We start from the raw sequence: 15,136 nt of genomic DNA on the forward strand, positions 1-15,136 counted from the left end.
TCCGTGTTCAGGCATAAAAAAAGGGAGCCTTCCGGCTCCCTTCTATTATACATTCAAACGCTTATGCTTTCAGCTTGCGCATAACCAGCGTGGCGTTGGTGCCGCCGAAGCCGAAGCTGTTGGACATGACGGTGGTCAGCGTCGCTTCCGTTGGTTTGGTCACGATGTTCAGGCCAGCCGCCTGCTCGTCCATCTCGTCGATGTTGATGCTTGGGGCGATAAAGCCGTTTTCCAGCATCAGCAGAGAGTAGATCGCTTCCTGCACGCCCGCCGCACCCAGAGAGTGACCGGTCATGGCTTTGGTGGCAGAGATAGCCGGGCTGTTGTCGCCGAACACTTCGCGGATCGCACCCAGCTCTTTCACGTCACCTACCGGAGTAGAGGTACCGTGGGAGTTCAGGTAGTCGATTGGGGTATCAACACCGTGCATCGCCATCTTCATGCAGCGCACCGCGCCTTCGCCGGACGGAGCAACCATGTCGGCGCCGTCGGACGTTGCACCGTAGCCCACGATCTCAGCGTAGATGTGCGCGCCGCGCGCCAGCGCGTGCTCCAGCTCTTCAACCACAACCATTCCGCCGCCGCCCGCGATGACGAAACCGTCACGGTGCGCATCGTAGGTACGGGAGGCTTTGTCTGGGGTTTCGTTGTACTTGGTGGACAGTGCGCCCATCGCGTCGAACTCACAGGCCATTTCCCAGCCCAGCTCTTCGCCGCCGCCAGCAAATACGATGTCCTGTTTACCCAGCTGGATCTGCTCAACAGCGTTACCGATACAGTGTGCGGAAGTCGCACACGCGGAGCTGATGGAGTAGTTCACACCGTGGATTTTGAACGGGGTCGCCAGGCACGCGGAAACCGCAGAACCCATGGCTTTAGTCACCACGTACGGACCTACCGCTTTCAGACCACGCGGGCTGCGCATGGCGTCAGCACCGAATACCTGCGCTTTAGAGGAACCGCCAGAACCGGCAATCAGGCCCACGCGCGGGTTGTTCTGATAAACCTCTTCGCTCAGGCCGGAATCTTTGATCGCTTCCTGCATGGAGAGATAAGCATAAATAGAGGCATCGTTCATGAAACGAACCACTTTGCGGTCAATCAAACCGGTGGTGTCCAGTTTGACGTTACCCCATACGTGGCTACGCATACCTGAATCTTTAAACTCTTCAGAGAAAGTGATCCCGGAGCGTCCTTCACGCAGAGATGCCAGGACTTCCTGCTGGTTATTACCGATGCTGGAAACAATGCCCAGGCCAGTAATCACTGCACGTTTCATTCAATACCTCTGTAAGTCGCACTATAAAAAGTTTCGAGTCGCACAATAGCGTACACTTGTACGCCGAACAAGTCCGATCAGACATTTTCTGCGGAAATTTGCACCGATGGACTCACATCGTTAAGATCGTGCCACTGCCTGTCAGACGAGTAACTTACGTGAAACAAAACGCTATACAACCCGCCAACCTCGAATTCAACGCTGAGGGTACACCTGTTTCCCGAGATTTTGATGACGTCTACTTTTCTAATGATAACGGACTCGAAGAAACCCGCTATGTTTTCCTCGAGGGAAACCAGCTCAGCGCCCGCTTCCCTGCGCACCCGCGCAGTCTGTTCGTTGTTGCGGAAAGCGGCTTCGGAACCGGACTGAATTTTCTGACTCTCTGGCAGGCGTTCGATCGATTTCGCGCTGCACACCCCGAGGCTACGCTACAAAGATTACATTTCATCAGTTTTGAAAAATTTCCGCTTACCGCGCACGATCTGCGGCTCGCCCACCAACGCTGGCCGGAGCTTGCAGCCTGGGCGGAGCAGCTTCAGGCGCAGTGGCCGCCGCATATCGGCGGCTGCCACCGTCTGATTCTGGACGGCGGACGAGTGACGCTGGATTTATGGCTGGGCGACATTAACGACCTGACCGATACGCTCGACGACGCGATGAACCAGACGGTGGACGCGTGGTTCCTTGACGGCTTTGCGCCCGCCAAGAACCCGGACATGTGGAGCCAGCATCTGTTTAGCGCGATGGCCCGGCTGGCGCGTCCCGGCGCAACGCTCGCCACCTTTACCTCGGCCGGCTTTGTTCGCCGCGGCCTGCAGGACGCGGGCTTTACCATGCAGAAGACCAAAGGCTTTGGCCGCAAGCGCGACATGCTGGTCGGCACGATGGAACGGACGCTGGACATTCCCGCTCGGGCTCCCTGGTTTGCGCGCAGCGCCAGCGCATCGCGCGAAGTGGCGATCGTTGGCGGAGGGATCGCCAGCGCCCTGCTCTCTCTCGCGCTGCTGCACCGGGGCTGGCAGGTGACACTCTACTGCGCTGACGAGGCACCAGCCAGCGGCGCGTCCGGTAACCGCCAGGGCGCGCTTTACCCGCTTTTAAGCGCGCACGACCCGGCCCTGTTCCAGTTTTTCCCGGCAGCGTTTACCTTCGCTCGCCGCCTGTATGATTCCATTCCGGTGGCATTCGACCATGACTGGTGTGGCGTGACGCAGCTCGGCTGGGATGAAAAGAGCCAGCAAAAAATCGCCCAGATGCTGTCGCTGGGTCTGCCGGAGGAGATTGCCCGCGCGGTCAGTGCGCAAGAGGTGGCAGACACCGCGGGTGTGGAAACCGGCTGTGGCGGCATTCAATATCCGCTCGGCGGCTGGCTGTGCCCGGCTGAACTGACCGCGGCGGCGATTAGCCTGGCGCAGTCACGCGGGCTGAGGGTGCATTATGCTCATAAGGTTGAATCGCTTAGCCGGTCAGAACGGTGGACTCTGCATTTTGCTGATGGCAAAGCGGCACACCATGCCAGCGTTGTGCTGGCAAACGGACATAACATCAGCCAGTATATCCAGACCGAGACGTTGCCGGTTTATCCGGTCGGCGGCCAGGTAAGCCATATCCCGACCGCGCCCGAACTGAGCAAGCTGCGCCAGGTGCTGTGCTATGACGGCTATCTGACGCCACAAAATCCGTCTAACGGACATCACTGCATCGGCGCCAGCTACCATCGTGGCGAAGCGGATATGCGCTACAGCGAAGCGGATCAGCAGCAAAACCGCCAGCGCCTGATTGACTGCTTCCCGGACGCGGCGTGGGCGAAAGAGGTTGACGTGAGCGAGGGCGAAGCGCGCTGCGGCGTGCGCTGCGCGACCCGCGATCATCTGCCGATGGCGGGAAACGTGCCGGACTATGAAGCCACGCTTGAACTCTATCAGGATCTGGCAGAAAACAAGGAAACGGCGGTAAGTGCCCCGGTTTATCCGGAACTGTTCATGCTGGGCGGATTAGGATCGCGAGGATTGTGCTCCGCGCCGCTGCTGGCTGAAACGTTAGCCGCGCAAATGAGTAATGAGCCTGTTCCGCTGGACAGAACCACGCTTGCGGGGCTGAACCCGAATCGACTGTGGGTACGGAAACTGCTGAAGGGGAAAATGGTTAAGTAGGGTGCGGTCGAATCCCCTCTCCCCAAAGGGGAGAGGGAAGAGTAGGCAGCGGCTTAGCGTTTAGCCTGCTGGAATAAATTGTCCCACATCCCCAGCACCAGAGACTGGTCGCGCGGAGAGAGCTCCCCGGCCAGAATGGCTTTTTCCAGGCTGCGCGTGACTTCAGCGTGAACGGCGTCGGCAGAGTGATCGTCACCTGCTTCCAGCTCGGCTACCGCCAGCGTCAGGTGACCACGCAGATAACCGCTGGCGAACAGCTCATCATCACTGGCGTGTTCCACCATGTCATCAATTAACGCCAGAATGCGTGATTCAAATTCTGCGATCATCTTCTTTCCTCTGTTAAAGATCTTCCGGCCAAGGGAAGCATTCCGCCGTGATCTCCGGCGTGTGGTAATAATTCTGTAAAGCCTCGATCAGGCGCGCCGGACGTTCCGGGATGCCTTTCTCAAGATACTCCATCACCTGCGCATGCACGCGGCGCTGGAAGACGATACGGTCTGGCTCAAAGTCACCTTCAAGGTTGTCACAGCTCACGTTGAACGGGAAACCCGCCGCCACGCAGAACAGCCATTCCAGCGCCTGCGGCTTCACTTCCACGTCTTCAAACTGGCCCTGGGTTGCGGCGTCGCGCCCGTCCGGACAGTACCAGTAACCGAAGTCCACCAGCTCGCGACGCGCTTTCCCCGCGATGCACCAGTGCGAAATCTCGTGCAAACCGCTGGCGTAAAAGCCGTGGGCAAAGACGATGCGGTTGTACGGAACCTCTGCATCAGCAGGAAGATAGATCGGTTCGTCGTCGCCTTTAATCAGACGGGTATTAAAATCATCAGCAAAACAGCTATCGAAGATCTCAATCAGCTGTTCGTATTTATGCGTACTGTTCATTAGTTCATCCCCAACCAGGTGAGGATCTCCTGTCCATGGCTGTCATAAAGAAGTTTGGCGCTCATCACCGCCGAGACGACAACGATCATCGGGCGGATCAGCTTTTGCCCTTTGCTTAATACCAGACGCGAGCCTGCGCGCGCGCCCAAAAACTGCCCTGCCATCATCACAAACCCGGTTGCCCAGATAACCTTGCCGCCAATGATAAACAGCAGCAGGCCGCCGACGTTCGAGGTCGCATTCAGCACCTTGGCGTGGGCGGTGGATTTGGCGAGGTTAAAGCCGGCCAGCGTCACGAACGCCAGCGCGTAAAACGAGCCTGCCCCCGGGCCAAAGAAGCCGTCGTAAAAGCCGACGCAGCCACCGGCAATCAGCGCAAACGGCAGGCCGTGCAGCCGCCGCGCCCGGTCTTCCTCGCCGAGCTTAGGCATCAGCAGGAAATACAGGCCAATGCAGATAACCAGAATCGGCAGGATCTGGCGCAAAATATCCGACTGCACGTGCTGCACCAGCAGCGCGCCCGACGTTGAGCCGATAAAGGTCATCAGGATATTGAGCTTTTGATCGGCGAGATTCACCACCTTGCGGCGGATAAAATAGAGCGACGCCGAAAGCGAGCCGCCGCAGGCCTGCAGCTTATTGGTGGCAAGCGCCTGCGCCGGGCTCATGCCCGCCGCCAGCAGCGCGGGCACGGTTAACAGCCCGCCGCCGCCCGCAAGGGCATCGATAAAACCGGCCAGCATGGCCACGAAGAACAGCACCACCAGCAGCAGCGGTGACACCATAAACAGATCGACGAAATTATCCATTAAAGTACATGCTCATCCAGTAGCGCCTGGCAGGAAGGCGGCAACGGAGGCGGTGTCTTCTTCTCAGGCTTAGAGGTTCCAGGTTTTGCCGGCTCAAACCAGCTTTGCAGTTCGTAACCACAGCCATCGCCTGGCGGCGGTAGCGGCTGATCTTCACATTCCAGGCTGTTCGCCGGGCAGCGCAGACGAACGTGCATATGCGCACGATGCTGGAACCACGGGCGCACTTTGCGCAGCCAGTCGCGATCCGTCCCCGCATCCAGACAGAGCTGCTGCTTGATCGCCGGGTTCACAAAGATCCGCGTGACGTCGTTATCTTTCGCCGCCAGCTTGATCATGCTGGAAACCTCCCGCGTCCACAGCGAGGGCACCACATTTTTGCCGTCGCGCGACACCAGATCCAGCGCCTGCGGCTTCAGCAGCTGCGCAGACGTCCAGCGCGTTTTCGGCAGCTGCAGGAAGATGTCGACATCCAGTCCGGTCTGGTGGCTGGCGTGCCCGCCGTTAAAGCGGCCACCGGCAGGCATCCCCATATCGCCAATCAGCATCGTCCCCAGCCCCAGGTTATGCACCTGGTTCCCCAGTCGCTGAATGAACAGCACCAGGTCAGGGTGGCCGAAGTAACGACGCTGGTCGGTACGCATCACCTGATAGGTATCTGATTGCAGCGGCAGCTCCTGCGCGCCCACGATACAGCCGTTAGAGAAGGCGCCGATGGACTGCGCGCTTCCCGCCACCGGATGGGTGATTTTTTGCCACGGCGTGGCGGCCAGACTGGCTCCACTGGCCAGCAGCGCCAGCAGAGCAATTGCGGTTTTTTTCATGTTTACCAGCGTGGAATGGTGGTCGTCACGTCCGCGTTCTGCGCGCGCTGGCGCAGGAAGTGATCCATCAGCACGATCGCCAGCATCGCTTCCGCGATCGGCACCGCGCGGATCCCCACGCACGGATCGTGACGACCTTTGGTGATCATCTCAACTTCTTCGCCTGAGCGGTTAATCGTGTGGCCCGGCACGGTGATGCTTGAGGTCGGCTTCAGCGCGATGTTGGCAATAATCTGCTGTCCACTGCTGATACCGCCGAGAATGCCGCCCGCATGGTTGCTCTGGAAGCCCGCTTTCGTGATTTCGTCGCGGTTCTGGCTGCCGCGAAGCGCCACCACGTCGAAGCCGTCGCCAATCTCGACGCCCTTCACCGCGTTGATGCTCATCAGCGCGTGGGCGATATCGGCGTCGAGACGGTCAAATACCGGCTCGCCCCAGCCAGCCGGGACGCCATCTGCCACCACGGTGACTTTCGCGCCAATGGAGTCGCCCTCTTTTTTCAGGCCGCGCATCAGTTCGTCCAGGGCGTCAAGCTTATCCGCATCGGCGCAGAAGAACGGGTTTTGCTCGACCTGATCCCAGTCCTTGATCGCCAGCGGAATGTCGCCCATCTGGGTCAGACAGCCGCGAATGACGATGCCAAATTTCTGCTGCAAATACTTTTTTGCAATAGCGCCAGCGGCCACGCGCATCGCGGTTTCACGCGCGGAAGAGCGTCCGCCGCCGCGATAGTCGCGAAAGCCGTACTTTTGCTCGTAGGTGTAGTCGGCATGGCCCGGGCGGAACACGTCCTTGATAGCACCGTAGTCCTGAGAGCGCTGATCGGTGTTTTCAATCAGCAGACCAATGCTGGTGCCGGTGGTGCGGCCTTCAAAAACGCCGGAGAGAATTTTGACCTGGTCCGGCTCGCGACGCTGCGTGGTGTAGCGAGAGGTGCCCGGACGACGGCGGTCAAGGTCGTGCTGTAAATCTGCTTCGGTCAGTTCGATGCCTGGCGGTACGCCATCAACGATACAGCCCAGCGCCAGCCCGTGCGACTCGCCAAAGGTGGTCACGCGGAATAACTGTCCAATACTGTTTCCTGCCATCACGGCTCCGATGTTGTTGTTTGTGTTTGAGCGTTGTGAAACGGGCCGAAGCCCGCTGGATTAATCTTTATAGATGCTGAAGTGTTCGCGCGCGTCGAGCAGCTGCGCTTTGGTCAGCATAAAGACGCCGTCACCGCCGTTGTCGAACTCAAGCCAGGTGAACGGCACATCCGGGTACTGCTCTATCAGATGTACCATGCTGTTGCCCACTTCACAAATCAGAACGCCGTCATCGGTCAGGTAATCCGGCGCGCAGGCCAGAATGCGGCGGGTCAGCTTCAAGCCGTCAGAGCCTGACGCCAGGCCCAGCTCCGGCTCGTGACGATATTCGTTCGGCAGATCGGACATGTCTTCTGCATCGACGTACGGCGGGTTAGTGACGATCAGATCGTATTGCAGCGTCGGCAGGTCGCGGAACAGGTCAGAGCGGATTGGCGTGACGTGATGGATCAGGCCGTGCTCTTCGATGTTGTGTTCGGTCACGGCCAGCGCGTCGGTGGAGATATCGACGGCGTCCACTTCCGCTTCAGGGAAAGCGTAGGCGCAGGCAATAGCGATGCAGCCGCTGCCGGTGCACATATCGAGAATGTGCTGCGGCTGATGGTTAATCAGGCCTTCAAAGTGGTTGTTGATTAGCTCACCAATCGGCGAGCGCGGTACCAGCACGCGTTCATCGACGTAAAACTCGTGGCCGCAGAACCAGGCTTTGTTGGTCAGGTAAGCCACCGGAATGCGCTCGTTTACGCGACGGATCACGCGCTCAACGATGCGATGTTTTTCGCTGGAGGTCAGGCGCGCGGTGCGCATGTCTTCCGGAATGTCCAGCGGCAGGTAAAGAGACGGCAGCACCAGCTGAACGGCCTCGTCCCACGGGTTATCGGTACCGTGACCGTACCAGATATTAGCGGCGCTGAAGCGGCTAACCGACCAGCGCAACATGTCCTGTATGGTATGCAGCTCGTTTACTGCTTCATCGACAAATATTTTATCCACTCTTTCCTCCAGGGCATGCTCGCATAATTTTCGGCGGCTAGTTTGCCATGAAGACGGCGATAAATCAGCAATGACGCGTACCGCTTGAGGTTAAAAAATGCGTTTAGTCGGGTACACTATCGGAAATACGAGATGAGAATGACGAATGAAAAAGAAAACATCGCTCAGCGAGGAGGATCAGGCTCTCTTCCGCCAGCTAATGACCGGGACGCGTAAAATCGCGCAGGACACGATTGTCCACCGTCCGCAGCGTAAAAAAATCAGCGAAGTTCCGGTCAAACGGCTGCTCCAGGAGCAGGCGGATAACAGCCACTATTTTTCAGATGAATTTCAGCCGCTGCTCAATACGCAAGGGGCTGTGAAGTACGTGCGCGAAGACGTCAGCCATTTTGAGCTGAAAAAGTTACGACGCGGAGATTATTCGCCGGAGCTGTTTCTCGATCTGCACGGCTTAACCCAGATGCAGGCGAAACAGGAGCTGGGGGCGTTGATTGCCGCCTGTCGCCGCGAACATGTTTTTTGCGCCTGCGTGATGCACGGCCACGGTAAACACATTCTGAAGCAACAGACGCCGCTGTGGCTGGCTCAGCACCCGCACGTGATGGCGTTTCATCAGGCACCGAAAGAGTACGGCGGCGATGCCGCATTGCTGGTGTTGATTGAAGTTGAGGAGTGGCAGCCGCCAGAGTTGCCCTGACAGAAGGGCGGGAAACACGTAGTACCCCGCCCTGTCACACGTCACGTCAGATGGCTTTTGCCATCTTCAGGTTGCACGGGCTCATTTGCCAGTTGAAGACCCCTTTGCCGGTTTCGTCGAGAGTGACGTTGGCAATGGCGGAAGTGGTGAACATTGGCGGCGTTTCGCCCGGGCAGAGCTCAGATACCAGATAGCCGACCAGCGGCAGGTGGGAAATGACCAGTGCGGAAGCGACACCTTCATTGCACAGCGCCTGAAGGTAAGCGCTGACAAGACCGACATCGCCGCATGGCGTCAGCTCAGGGAGAACGTCCACGCTGGATGGCAGGTTCATACACTCCCCAACCACGTCCAGCGTCTGTTCTGCACGCAGGAACGGACTCACCAGAACACGTTCAATGTCCACTTTTTGACCTTTAAGCCACGTCGCCATTTGACGGGATTCGTCACAGCCACAGACGGTTAAAGGACGTACTGAGTCACTGGCGGCATCGAGTGCCGCGTCGCCGTGACGCATGATAAAAACTTGCATATTGCACCGCTTTTGTTAACCAGAATCACCGGCGTTAACTACCCGCGATTAATGCTCTGAGGTAGAAAACCCGATGGCCGGGCATTGTGCCTGATCCATTCGGTGAATGAAACGCTGTTTTTTACCTCAATGGCGTAAGTATAGTCAATCTCTGTTTACAAAATCGCCAGAACAGGTTCATTCACCTCAGGATTTACCCTTCTTTGACTTCAGTTTACGAAATCAGTTTCCCTTGCAGGCCAGAATGTCTGGCCCCGCTCCGCCATCTGCAATAATTCGTCACACGGTGTAAACCGCGGACCGTATTGCGAGGCCAGACGTTGCAAAATGACAACCACTTCACCCGCACCGAGCGTATCCATGTAACGGAACGGGCCGCCAAGGAACGGCGGGAAACCAATACCAAATACCGCGCCGATGTCGCCATCGCGTGCGCTCTTGATCACCTGTTCACCAAAGCAGCGCGCCGCTTCATTGAGCATCATCATGACGCAACGTTCTGCGCACTGAACGGCAGACAGTCTTCCCTGACCGGTGGCCGAAATAAGCCCATAAACCGAAGGGTCGACCTGTTTCTTGCTTTTACGCCCTTTCGCGCCGTAAAGATAGAAACCGCGTTCATTTTTTCTGCCTTTGCGATCGTCCTTCAAAATTGCAGAAACAATGTTTGCAGGCGGGGTAAAACGATCGCCATAAGCCGCTTCCAGCACAGGTATAATTTTAGTGCCGGTGTCTATTCCCACCTCATCCAAAAGTTGGATTGGACCGACGGGGAAGCCAAACTTTACGAGCGCCTCGTCGACGTGCTCGATTTTCTCCCCTTCCGTTAGCAGCCGCATCGCTTCGTTGATATAGGGTGCCAGAATACGGTTGACGTAGAAGCCAGCCTTGTCCGCGACCACAATAGGGGTTTTACCCTGTTTTTTCGCCAGCTTCACCACGGTGGCGATGGTCTGCGGGCTGGTCGTGGCGTGCGGGATCACCTCCACCAGCGGCATTTTTTCGACCGGACTGAAAAAGTGCAGACCAATGACCTGCTCCGGACGAGCAGCTTTCGCCGCGATATCGCCAATCGGTAAAGACGAGGTGTTTGAGGCGAAAATAGTGTGCGGCGCGCAGTGCTGCTCTACGTCGGCCACCATCTGCTGCTTAAGCGCCAGGTCTTCAAATACGGCTTCAATCACCAGGTCCCGGTGCGCAAAACCGCTGTAATCCGTCGTGCCGGAGATCGTCGCCAGGGTTTTATCACGCTCGCTTGCCTTGATATGGCGGCGTTTGACCTTCCGATCAAGGTTCTGCCAGCTGTACTGCAGCGCGTGGTTGATGCCCTTTGCGCTGATGTCTTTGATACGCACGGGCAATTTGCCTTTGCTGGCGGTAACAAACGCGATTCCGCCGCCCATGAGCCCACCGCCCAGCACGCCAACGGCGCGCAGCGGCGCAGGCTCAGCCTCGCTGCCCGGATCTTTTTTCACCTCAGTACTGGCGAAGAAGATGCTGCGCAGCGCCTGCGACTGCGGCGTCATCGCCAGTTCGCCAAAGGCTTTGGCCTCAGCGGCATAGCCGCTGCTGCTGCCCTGCGACAACCCGGTTTCAATCACTTCCAGAATGCGCTTTGCCGCCGGGTAGTTGCCTTTGGTTTTTTGCTCGGTTTTTTTGCCTACCATGTTGAACAGGAGCGCGCGCCCCAGTGGCCCTGCCAGCACGCGCTCGCGTACGGGGAGAGGACGTTTTGTCTGACGTCCCTTCAGCGCCAGCTCAACGGCAGCGTCCAGTAAAATGGTGTGCGGAACGACGTCGTCAACCAACCCCACTTTCAGTGCCTGACGGGGGCGTAGCTGCTTGCCGGTTAAGATCATCTCCAGGGCGGTGCTAACCCCAACCAGACGCGGCAGACGCTGTGTTCCACCCGATCCCGGCAGCAGACCTAACTGCACTTCTGGCAACCCTAAAACGGTTTTCGGATCGTCAGTGCAGATACGGCTGTGACAGGCCAGCGCCAGCTCCAGCCCGCCGCCCAGGCAGGCACCGTGGATCGCGGCAATAACCGGAATCGGCAGAGCGTTGATTTCAGCCATCACCTGCTGTCCCTGACGCGCCAGATCTTCAGCTTCCTGCGCGCTTTTCGCTCGGGCGATCATGTTGATATCGGCCCCGGCAATAAAGTTATCCGGCTTAGCCGAGATAAAGACCAGACCACGAATCGCTTTATTTTCGCGGATCTGCTTGAGCATGGCGCGAACCTGAGTGCCGAATTCAGCCTTCAGGGTATTCATCTTTTCATCAGGCACATCAATAGTGATAACCGCGACGTTATCGAGGCGAACCGTCAGATTAAATGCAGATGGCATATCCATTATTCAGCCTCCAGAACCATTGCTGCACCAAGGCCGCCCGCCGCGCAGGCGGTGACGAGACCAAACCCGCCGCCGCGGCGACGGAGTTCGTGTAGTGTCTGGGTGATCATTCGCGCGCCCGTGGCCGCAAACGGATGGCCGTAGGCGATCGACCCACCCAACACGTTGAATTTGCTCTGATCCACTTCGCCGGTGGCATGGGCGCGGCCCAGCACGTCGCGTGCAAAACGCTCGCTTGCCAGCAGCTGCACGTTTGCCAGGGTTTGCGCGGCAAAGGCTTCGTGCATATCAATCAGGGTTAAATCCGCCAGGGTTAGCCCCGCGCGATCCAGCGCCAGCGGCGTGGACCACGCCGGACCTAACAGCATGTCCTGCCAGACATCAATGGCGGTAAAGGCATAGCTGCGCAAATAGCCCAGCGGCGTGATGCCCAGCTCTTTTGCACGCGACTCCGTCATCAGGATCACCGCAGCAGCACCATCGGTCAGCGGCGTACTGTTGGCCGCCGTCACGGTGCCGTGCTTGCGGTCAAACGCCGGACGCAGTTTGGCGTAATCCGCCAGCGTCGAGGTACCACGAATATTGTTGTCTTCAGTAAGAGGCTCTCGATAGGGAGGCGTGTAGGCGGTCATGACCTCGTCGGTGAGTTTGCCCTCCGACCAGGCTTTCGCTGCCAGCTGATGCGAGCGATGCGCCAGCGCATCCTGCTGCTCGCGGGTGATGCCGTAGGTTTTGGCCATCTGCTCGGCGGTATCGCCCATTCGCAGGCCAGTCGAATATTCCGCTACGGCAGGTGGCACGGGCATGAGATCGCGCAGGCGTAAACGCGAGAAGAGTTTGAGCTTCGCACCGGTGGTGCGGGCTTTATTAGCATCCACCAGAATGCGGGCCAGCTTTTTACTGACGCCAATCGGCAGTACGGAGGAAGAATCGGCGCCACCTGCGATCCCGGCGCGAATGGTGCCCGCCATCAGACTTTCCGCCACGTTTGCTACCGCCTGGAAGCTGGTCGCGCACGCGCGGCTAACGCTGTAGGCATCGGTATGAACGTTCATGCCGGTACCGAGAACAATCTCACGCGCAATGTTAGGGGCTTCAGGCATCTGCACCACCTGGCCGAAGACCAGCTGTTCGATGACCTCAGGCGGAATTTCGCTGCGAGCCAGCATCTCCCCCACTACCATTTTCCCCAGATCGACAGCCGGTATACCGTGAAACGCCGTCGCCTGACGTGCAAACGGCGTACGCAGACCGCTGACAATGGCAATGCGGTCACCTTGTCGGGTGATTAGCGGTAATGCCTGACTCATAACCTTCCCCTGTGAAAAATTTTACATGACTATAAAGTGGTCTGACCTGATAACAGTCTTAACCATTTTTTTACATTCAGCCAATCGGGGAAGCTTAAAAATGCGAGGTAAAACACAGAGAAGAAAAAGAAAATGCCCCTGCATGGCAGAGGCAATTGTGCGGTTTGTTGCCGGGTGGCGACGGTGCCTTACCCGGCCTACACGATCGTAGGCCCGTGCAAGCGAAGCGCCGCCGGGCAAAAAGGATTAACGCAGACCGAGCTGGAAAATCAGCGTTTCAGCTTCGCAGGCAAACACAAAGTCGATATCCAGCTTCACGCCGCCGTCCACTTCCGTGAAGGTAGATTTGATTTCACACGGATCGGACTCCACATCACGCGCGCGCTTGCTCAGCGCGGCCAGCGTATCTTCGGCTTCGGCGCGGTTGGTGAACACACGGCTGTAAGACGCGGTGCAATCGGTGTTGTCCATGATGGTGCCAACATCCATACAGCAGCAAACCGGGGTTTCATCAGCACTGCATTTACTCATAGCTCAATTTCCTCTGTATTCGCGCAGCGCGCGAGATAAACACGATGCTGATATTTTACGCCCCAGCGCTGGCTCTCTCCAGCCGTTAATGGCGCAAAATCGGATAAGTGACCGATATCACACTAAAAAATGATCTAAAACAAAAACCACCCTTTTGAGTGCGCCGCGATGGTCACAATTTTGCCAACCAGATCTCGTTTCAAGAAACATGTTTGAAAATATTAATAAACAAACTTGCAACATTCAGGCTGGTCGGACCTATACTCTGGCCACTGGTCTGATTTGTCTGTCATACCTCAGACCCTACACTTCGCGCTCCTGTTACGGTATGTAACAATTATTGAATAAAAATAACTCAATGAGGTTATGGTCATGAGCCAGAAAACCCTGTTCAACAAGACTGCGCTGGCAGTCGCAGTGGCAATCGTCTCTACTTCCGCCTGGTCAGCGGGCTTTCAGCTAAACGAATTTTCTTCCTCTGGCCTTGGCCGCGCGTATTCAGGGGAAGGTGCAATCGCTGATGATGCGGGTAACGCAAGCCGTAACCCTGCATTAATCATGATGTTCGATCGCCCGACCTTCTCTGCTGGTGCGGTGTATATCGATCCTGATGTCAACATTTCCGGCACGTCACCTTCTGGTGCGAGCCTGAAAGCAGATAACATTGCGCCAACGGCGTGGGTACCTAACCTGCACTTCGTTGCACCAATCAATGAACAATTTGGCTGGGGCGCATCCGTCACGTCTAACTATGGCCTTGCTACCGAGTTCAACAACAACTACCCGGCAGGCGAATACGGCGGTAAAACAGACCTGACAACGCTAAACCTGAACCTGAGCGGTGCTTATCGTCTGAACGACAGCTGGAGCTTCGGTCTGGGCTTTGATGCCGTCTACGCCGATGCAAAAATTGAGCGTTACGCCGGTGAACAAACGGCTCGCCTGCCGAAAAACAGCAACAAAATTGCCAGCCTGAAGGGCGATGAGTGGGGCTATGGCTGGAACGCCGGTATTCTGTACGAGCTGGACAAAAACAACCGCTGGGGCCTGACCTATCGTTCCGAAGTAAAAATTGACTTCGACGGCGATTACAAGAGCGGCATCCTGACGCCGGTCAACAGCCTGGTCCCTGGTGCGGGTACCACTATCCCGTGGGGGACTTCCGGTCAAACTGTCCCTGGCTCACTGTCACTGCATCTGCCAGAAATGTGGGAAGTCTCGGGTTACAACCGCGTAGCGCCACAGTGGGCTATTCACTATAGCCTGGCCTATACCAGCTGGAGCCAGTTCCAGGAGCTGAAAGCGACCGGCACCAACGGTCAAACGCTGTTCTATAAGGACGAGAGCTTCCACGACGCCTATCGCATTGCGTTGGGTACCACCTATTATATGGATGATAACTGGACATTCCGTACCGGTATCGCATTCGATGACAGCCCGGTACCGGCTGATAAGCGCTCCATTTCCATTCCGGATCAGGACCGCTTCTGGGTGAGTGCTGGTGCAACCTACGCGTTCAACGAGAATGCTTCTGTCGATGCGGGCGTATCTTATATGCATGGCCAGAAAGTGACCTTCAAGGAAGGCCCGTACGAATTTACCTCTGAAGGTAAAGCCTGGCTGTTCGGTACTAACTTCAACTACGCGTTCTAATCGCGCAGGGATCAAAAAA

At 57.2% G+C, this 15,136-nt stretch carries 14 protein-coding genes; 3 read left to right on the forward strand and 11 right to left on the reverse strand.

The window, feature by feature from the left end; genetic code table 11:
• Positions 1-61 precede the first annotated feature (61 nt).
• A complete protein-coding gene (fabB, locus tag OKF39_RS16875; protein ID WP_023336433.1) occupies positions 62-1,279 on the reverse strand; it encodes a beta-ketoacyl-ACP synthase I in 1,218 nt (405 codons plus the stop codon).
• 158 nt (positions 1,280-1,437) lie between these two features.
• Here fabB and mnmC point away from each other — a divergent pair, with 158 nt between their 5' ends.
• Positions 1,438-3,435: a bifunctional tRNA (5-methylaminomethyl-2-thiouridine)(34)-methyltransferase MnmC2/FAD-dependent 5-carboxymethylaminomethyl-2-thiouridine(34) oxidoreductase MnmC1 gene (gene mnmC / locus OKF39_RS16880; protein ID WP_479983170.1), complete on the forward strand. Its 1,998-nt coding sequence runs from the start codon at positions 1,438-1,440 to the stop codon at positions 3,433-3,435.
• A 53-nt stretch (positions 3,436-3,488) separates the two neighbouring features.
• Here the strand turns inward: mnmC and OKF39_RS16885 are convergent, their stop codons facing one another.
• From OKF39_RS16885 to prmB, 6 genes are read right to left on the reverse strand one after another with little or no spacing between them, the layout of a single operon-like run.
• Positions 3,489-3,764: a YfcL family protein gene (locus tag OKF39_RS16885; protein WP_028013966.1), complete on the reverse strand. Its 276-nt coding sequence runs from the start codon at positions 3,762-3,764 to the stop codon at positions 3,489-3,491.
• A 13-nt stretch (positions 3,765-3,777) separates the two neighbouring features.
• Positions 3,778-4,323 carry an elongation factor P hydroxylase gene (locus OKF39_RS16890; protein WP_045259677.1) on the reverse strand — a complete coding sequence of 182 codons (546 nt, stop codon included), beginning with the start codon at positions 4,321-4,323 and terminating at the stop codon, positions 3,778-3,780.
• Positions 4,323-5,132 carry a sulfite exporter TauE/SafE family protein gene (locus tag OKF39_RS16895; RefSeq protein ID WP_041908882.1) on the reverse strand — a complete coding sequence of 270 codons (810 nt, stop codon included), beginning with the start codon at positions 5,130-5,132 and terminating at the stop codon, positions 4,323-4,325. The genes OKF39_RS16890 and OKF39_RS16895 overlap by 1 nt, the downstream gene beginning before the upstream one ends.
• Entirely contained in the window at positions 5,132-5,956 is an 825-nt protein-coding gene (gene mepA / locus OKF39_RS16900; protein ID WP_479983171.1) for a penicillin-insensitive murein endopeptidase, read from the reverse strand. Before mepA ends, OKF39_RS16895 begins: the two co-directional genes overlap by 1 nt.
• Before the next feature lie 2 nt (positions 5,957-5,958).
• Positions 5,959-7,044: a chorismate synthase gene (gene aroC / locus OKF39_RS16905; RefSeq protein ID WP_028013970.1), complete on the reverse strand. Its 1,086-nt coding sequence runs from the start codon at positions 7,042-7,044 to the stop codon at positions 5,959-5,961.
• A 60-nt stretch (positions 7,045-7,104) separates the two neighbouring features.
• Positions 7,105-8,037 (reverse strand): 50S ribosomal protein L3 N(5)-glutamine methyltransferase, encoded by a 933-nt coding sequence (prmB, locus tag OKF39_RS16910; protein ID WP_023312578.1) that lies wholly within the window; start codon positions 8,035-8,037, stop codon positions 7,105-7,107.
• A gap of 145 nt (positions 8,038-8,182) precedes the next feature.
• Between prmB and smrB the strand changes: the two genes are divergently transcribed.
• Positions 8,183-8,734, forward strand: coding sequence for an endonuclease SmrB (smrB, locus tag OKF39_RS16915; RefSeq protein WP_008502613.1), 552 nt, complete (start codon positions 8,183-8,185; stop codon positions 8,732-8,734).
• Between the two features lie 46 nt (positions 8,735-8,780).
• On the opposite strand, the gene sixA is transcribed toward smrB, so the two are convergent.
• The 4 genes from sixA to OKF39_RS16935 form a co-directional block, all read right to left on the reverse strand.
• Positions 8,781-9,266 carry a phosphohistidine phosphatase SixA gene (gene sixA / locus OKF39_RS16920; protein WP_003861375.1) on the reverse strand — a complete coding sequence of 162 codons (486 nt, stop codon included), beginning with the start codon at positions 9,264-9,266 and terminating at the stop codon, positions 8,781-8,783.
• Between the two features lie 209 nt (positions 9,267-9,475).
• Positions 9,476-11,623, reverse strand: coding sequence for a fatty acid oxidation complex subunit alpha FadJ (fadJ, locus tag OKF39_RS16925; protein ID WP_479983172.1), 2,148 nt, complete (start codon positions 11,621-11,623; stop codon positions 9,476-9,478).
• Positions 11,623-12,933, reverse strand: a complete 1,311-nt coding sequence (gene fadI / locus OKF39_RS16930; RefSeq protein WP_041908875.1) for an acetyl-CoA C-acyltransferase FadI — start codon at positions 12,931-12,933, stop codon at positions 11,623-11,625. The genes fadJ and fadI overlap by 1 nt, the downstream gene beginning before the upstream one ends.
• A 246-nt stretch (positions 12,934-13,179) precedes the next feature.
• The gene (locus tag OKF39_RS16935) at positions 13,180-13,464 is read right to left on the reverse strand and encodes a YfcZ/YiiS family protein (RefSeq protein WP_041908873.1); all 285 of its coding nucleotides are present in this window, start codon (positions 13,462-13,464) and stop codon (positions 13,180-13,182) included.
• Positions 13,465-13,836: 372 nt separating this feature from the next.
• Between OKF39_RS16935 and fadL the strand changes: the two genes are divergently transcribed.
• Positions 13,837-15,117 carry a long-chain fatty acid transporter FadL gene (fadL, locus tag OKF39_RS16940; protein ID WP_041908871.1) on the forward strand — a complete coding sequence of 427 codons (1,281 nt, stop codon included), beginning with the start codon at positions 13,837-13,839 and terminating at the stop codon, positions 15,115-15,117.
• The last annotated feature ends 19 nt before the right edge of the window (positions 15,118-15,136 follow it).

It is taken from the genome of Enterobacter cloacae complex sp. HYC042_NIDB, from assembly GCF_056673315.1.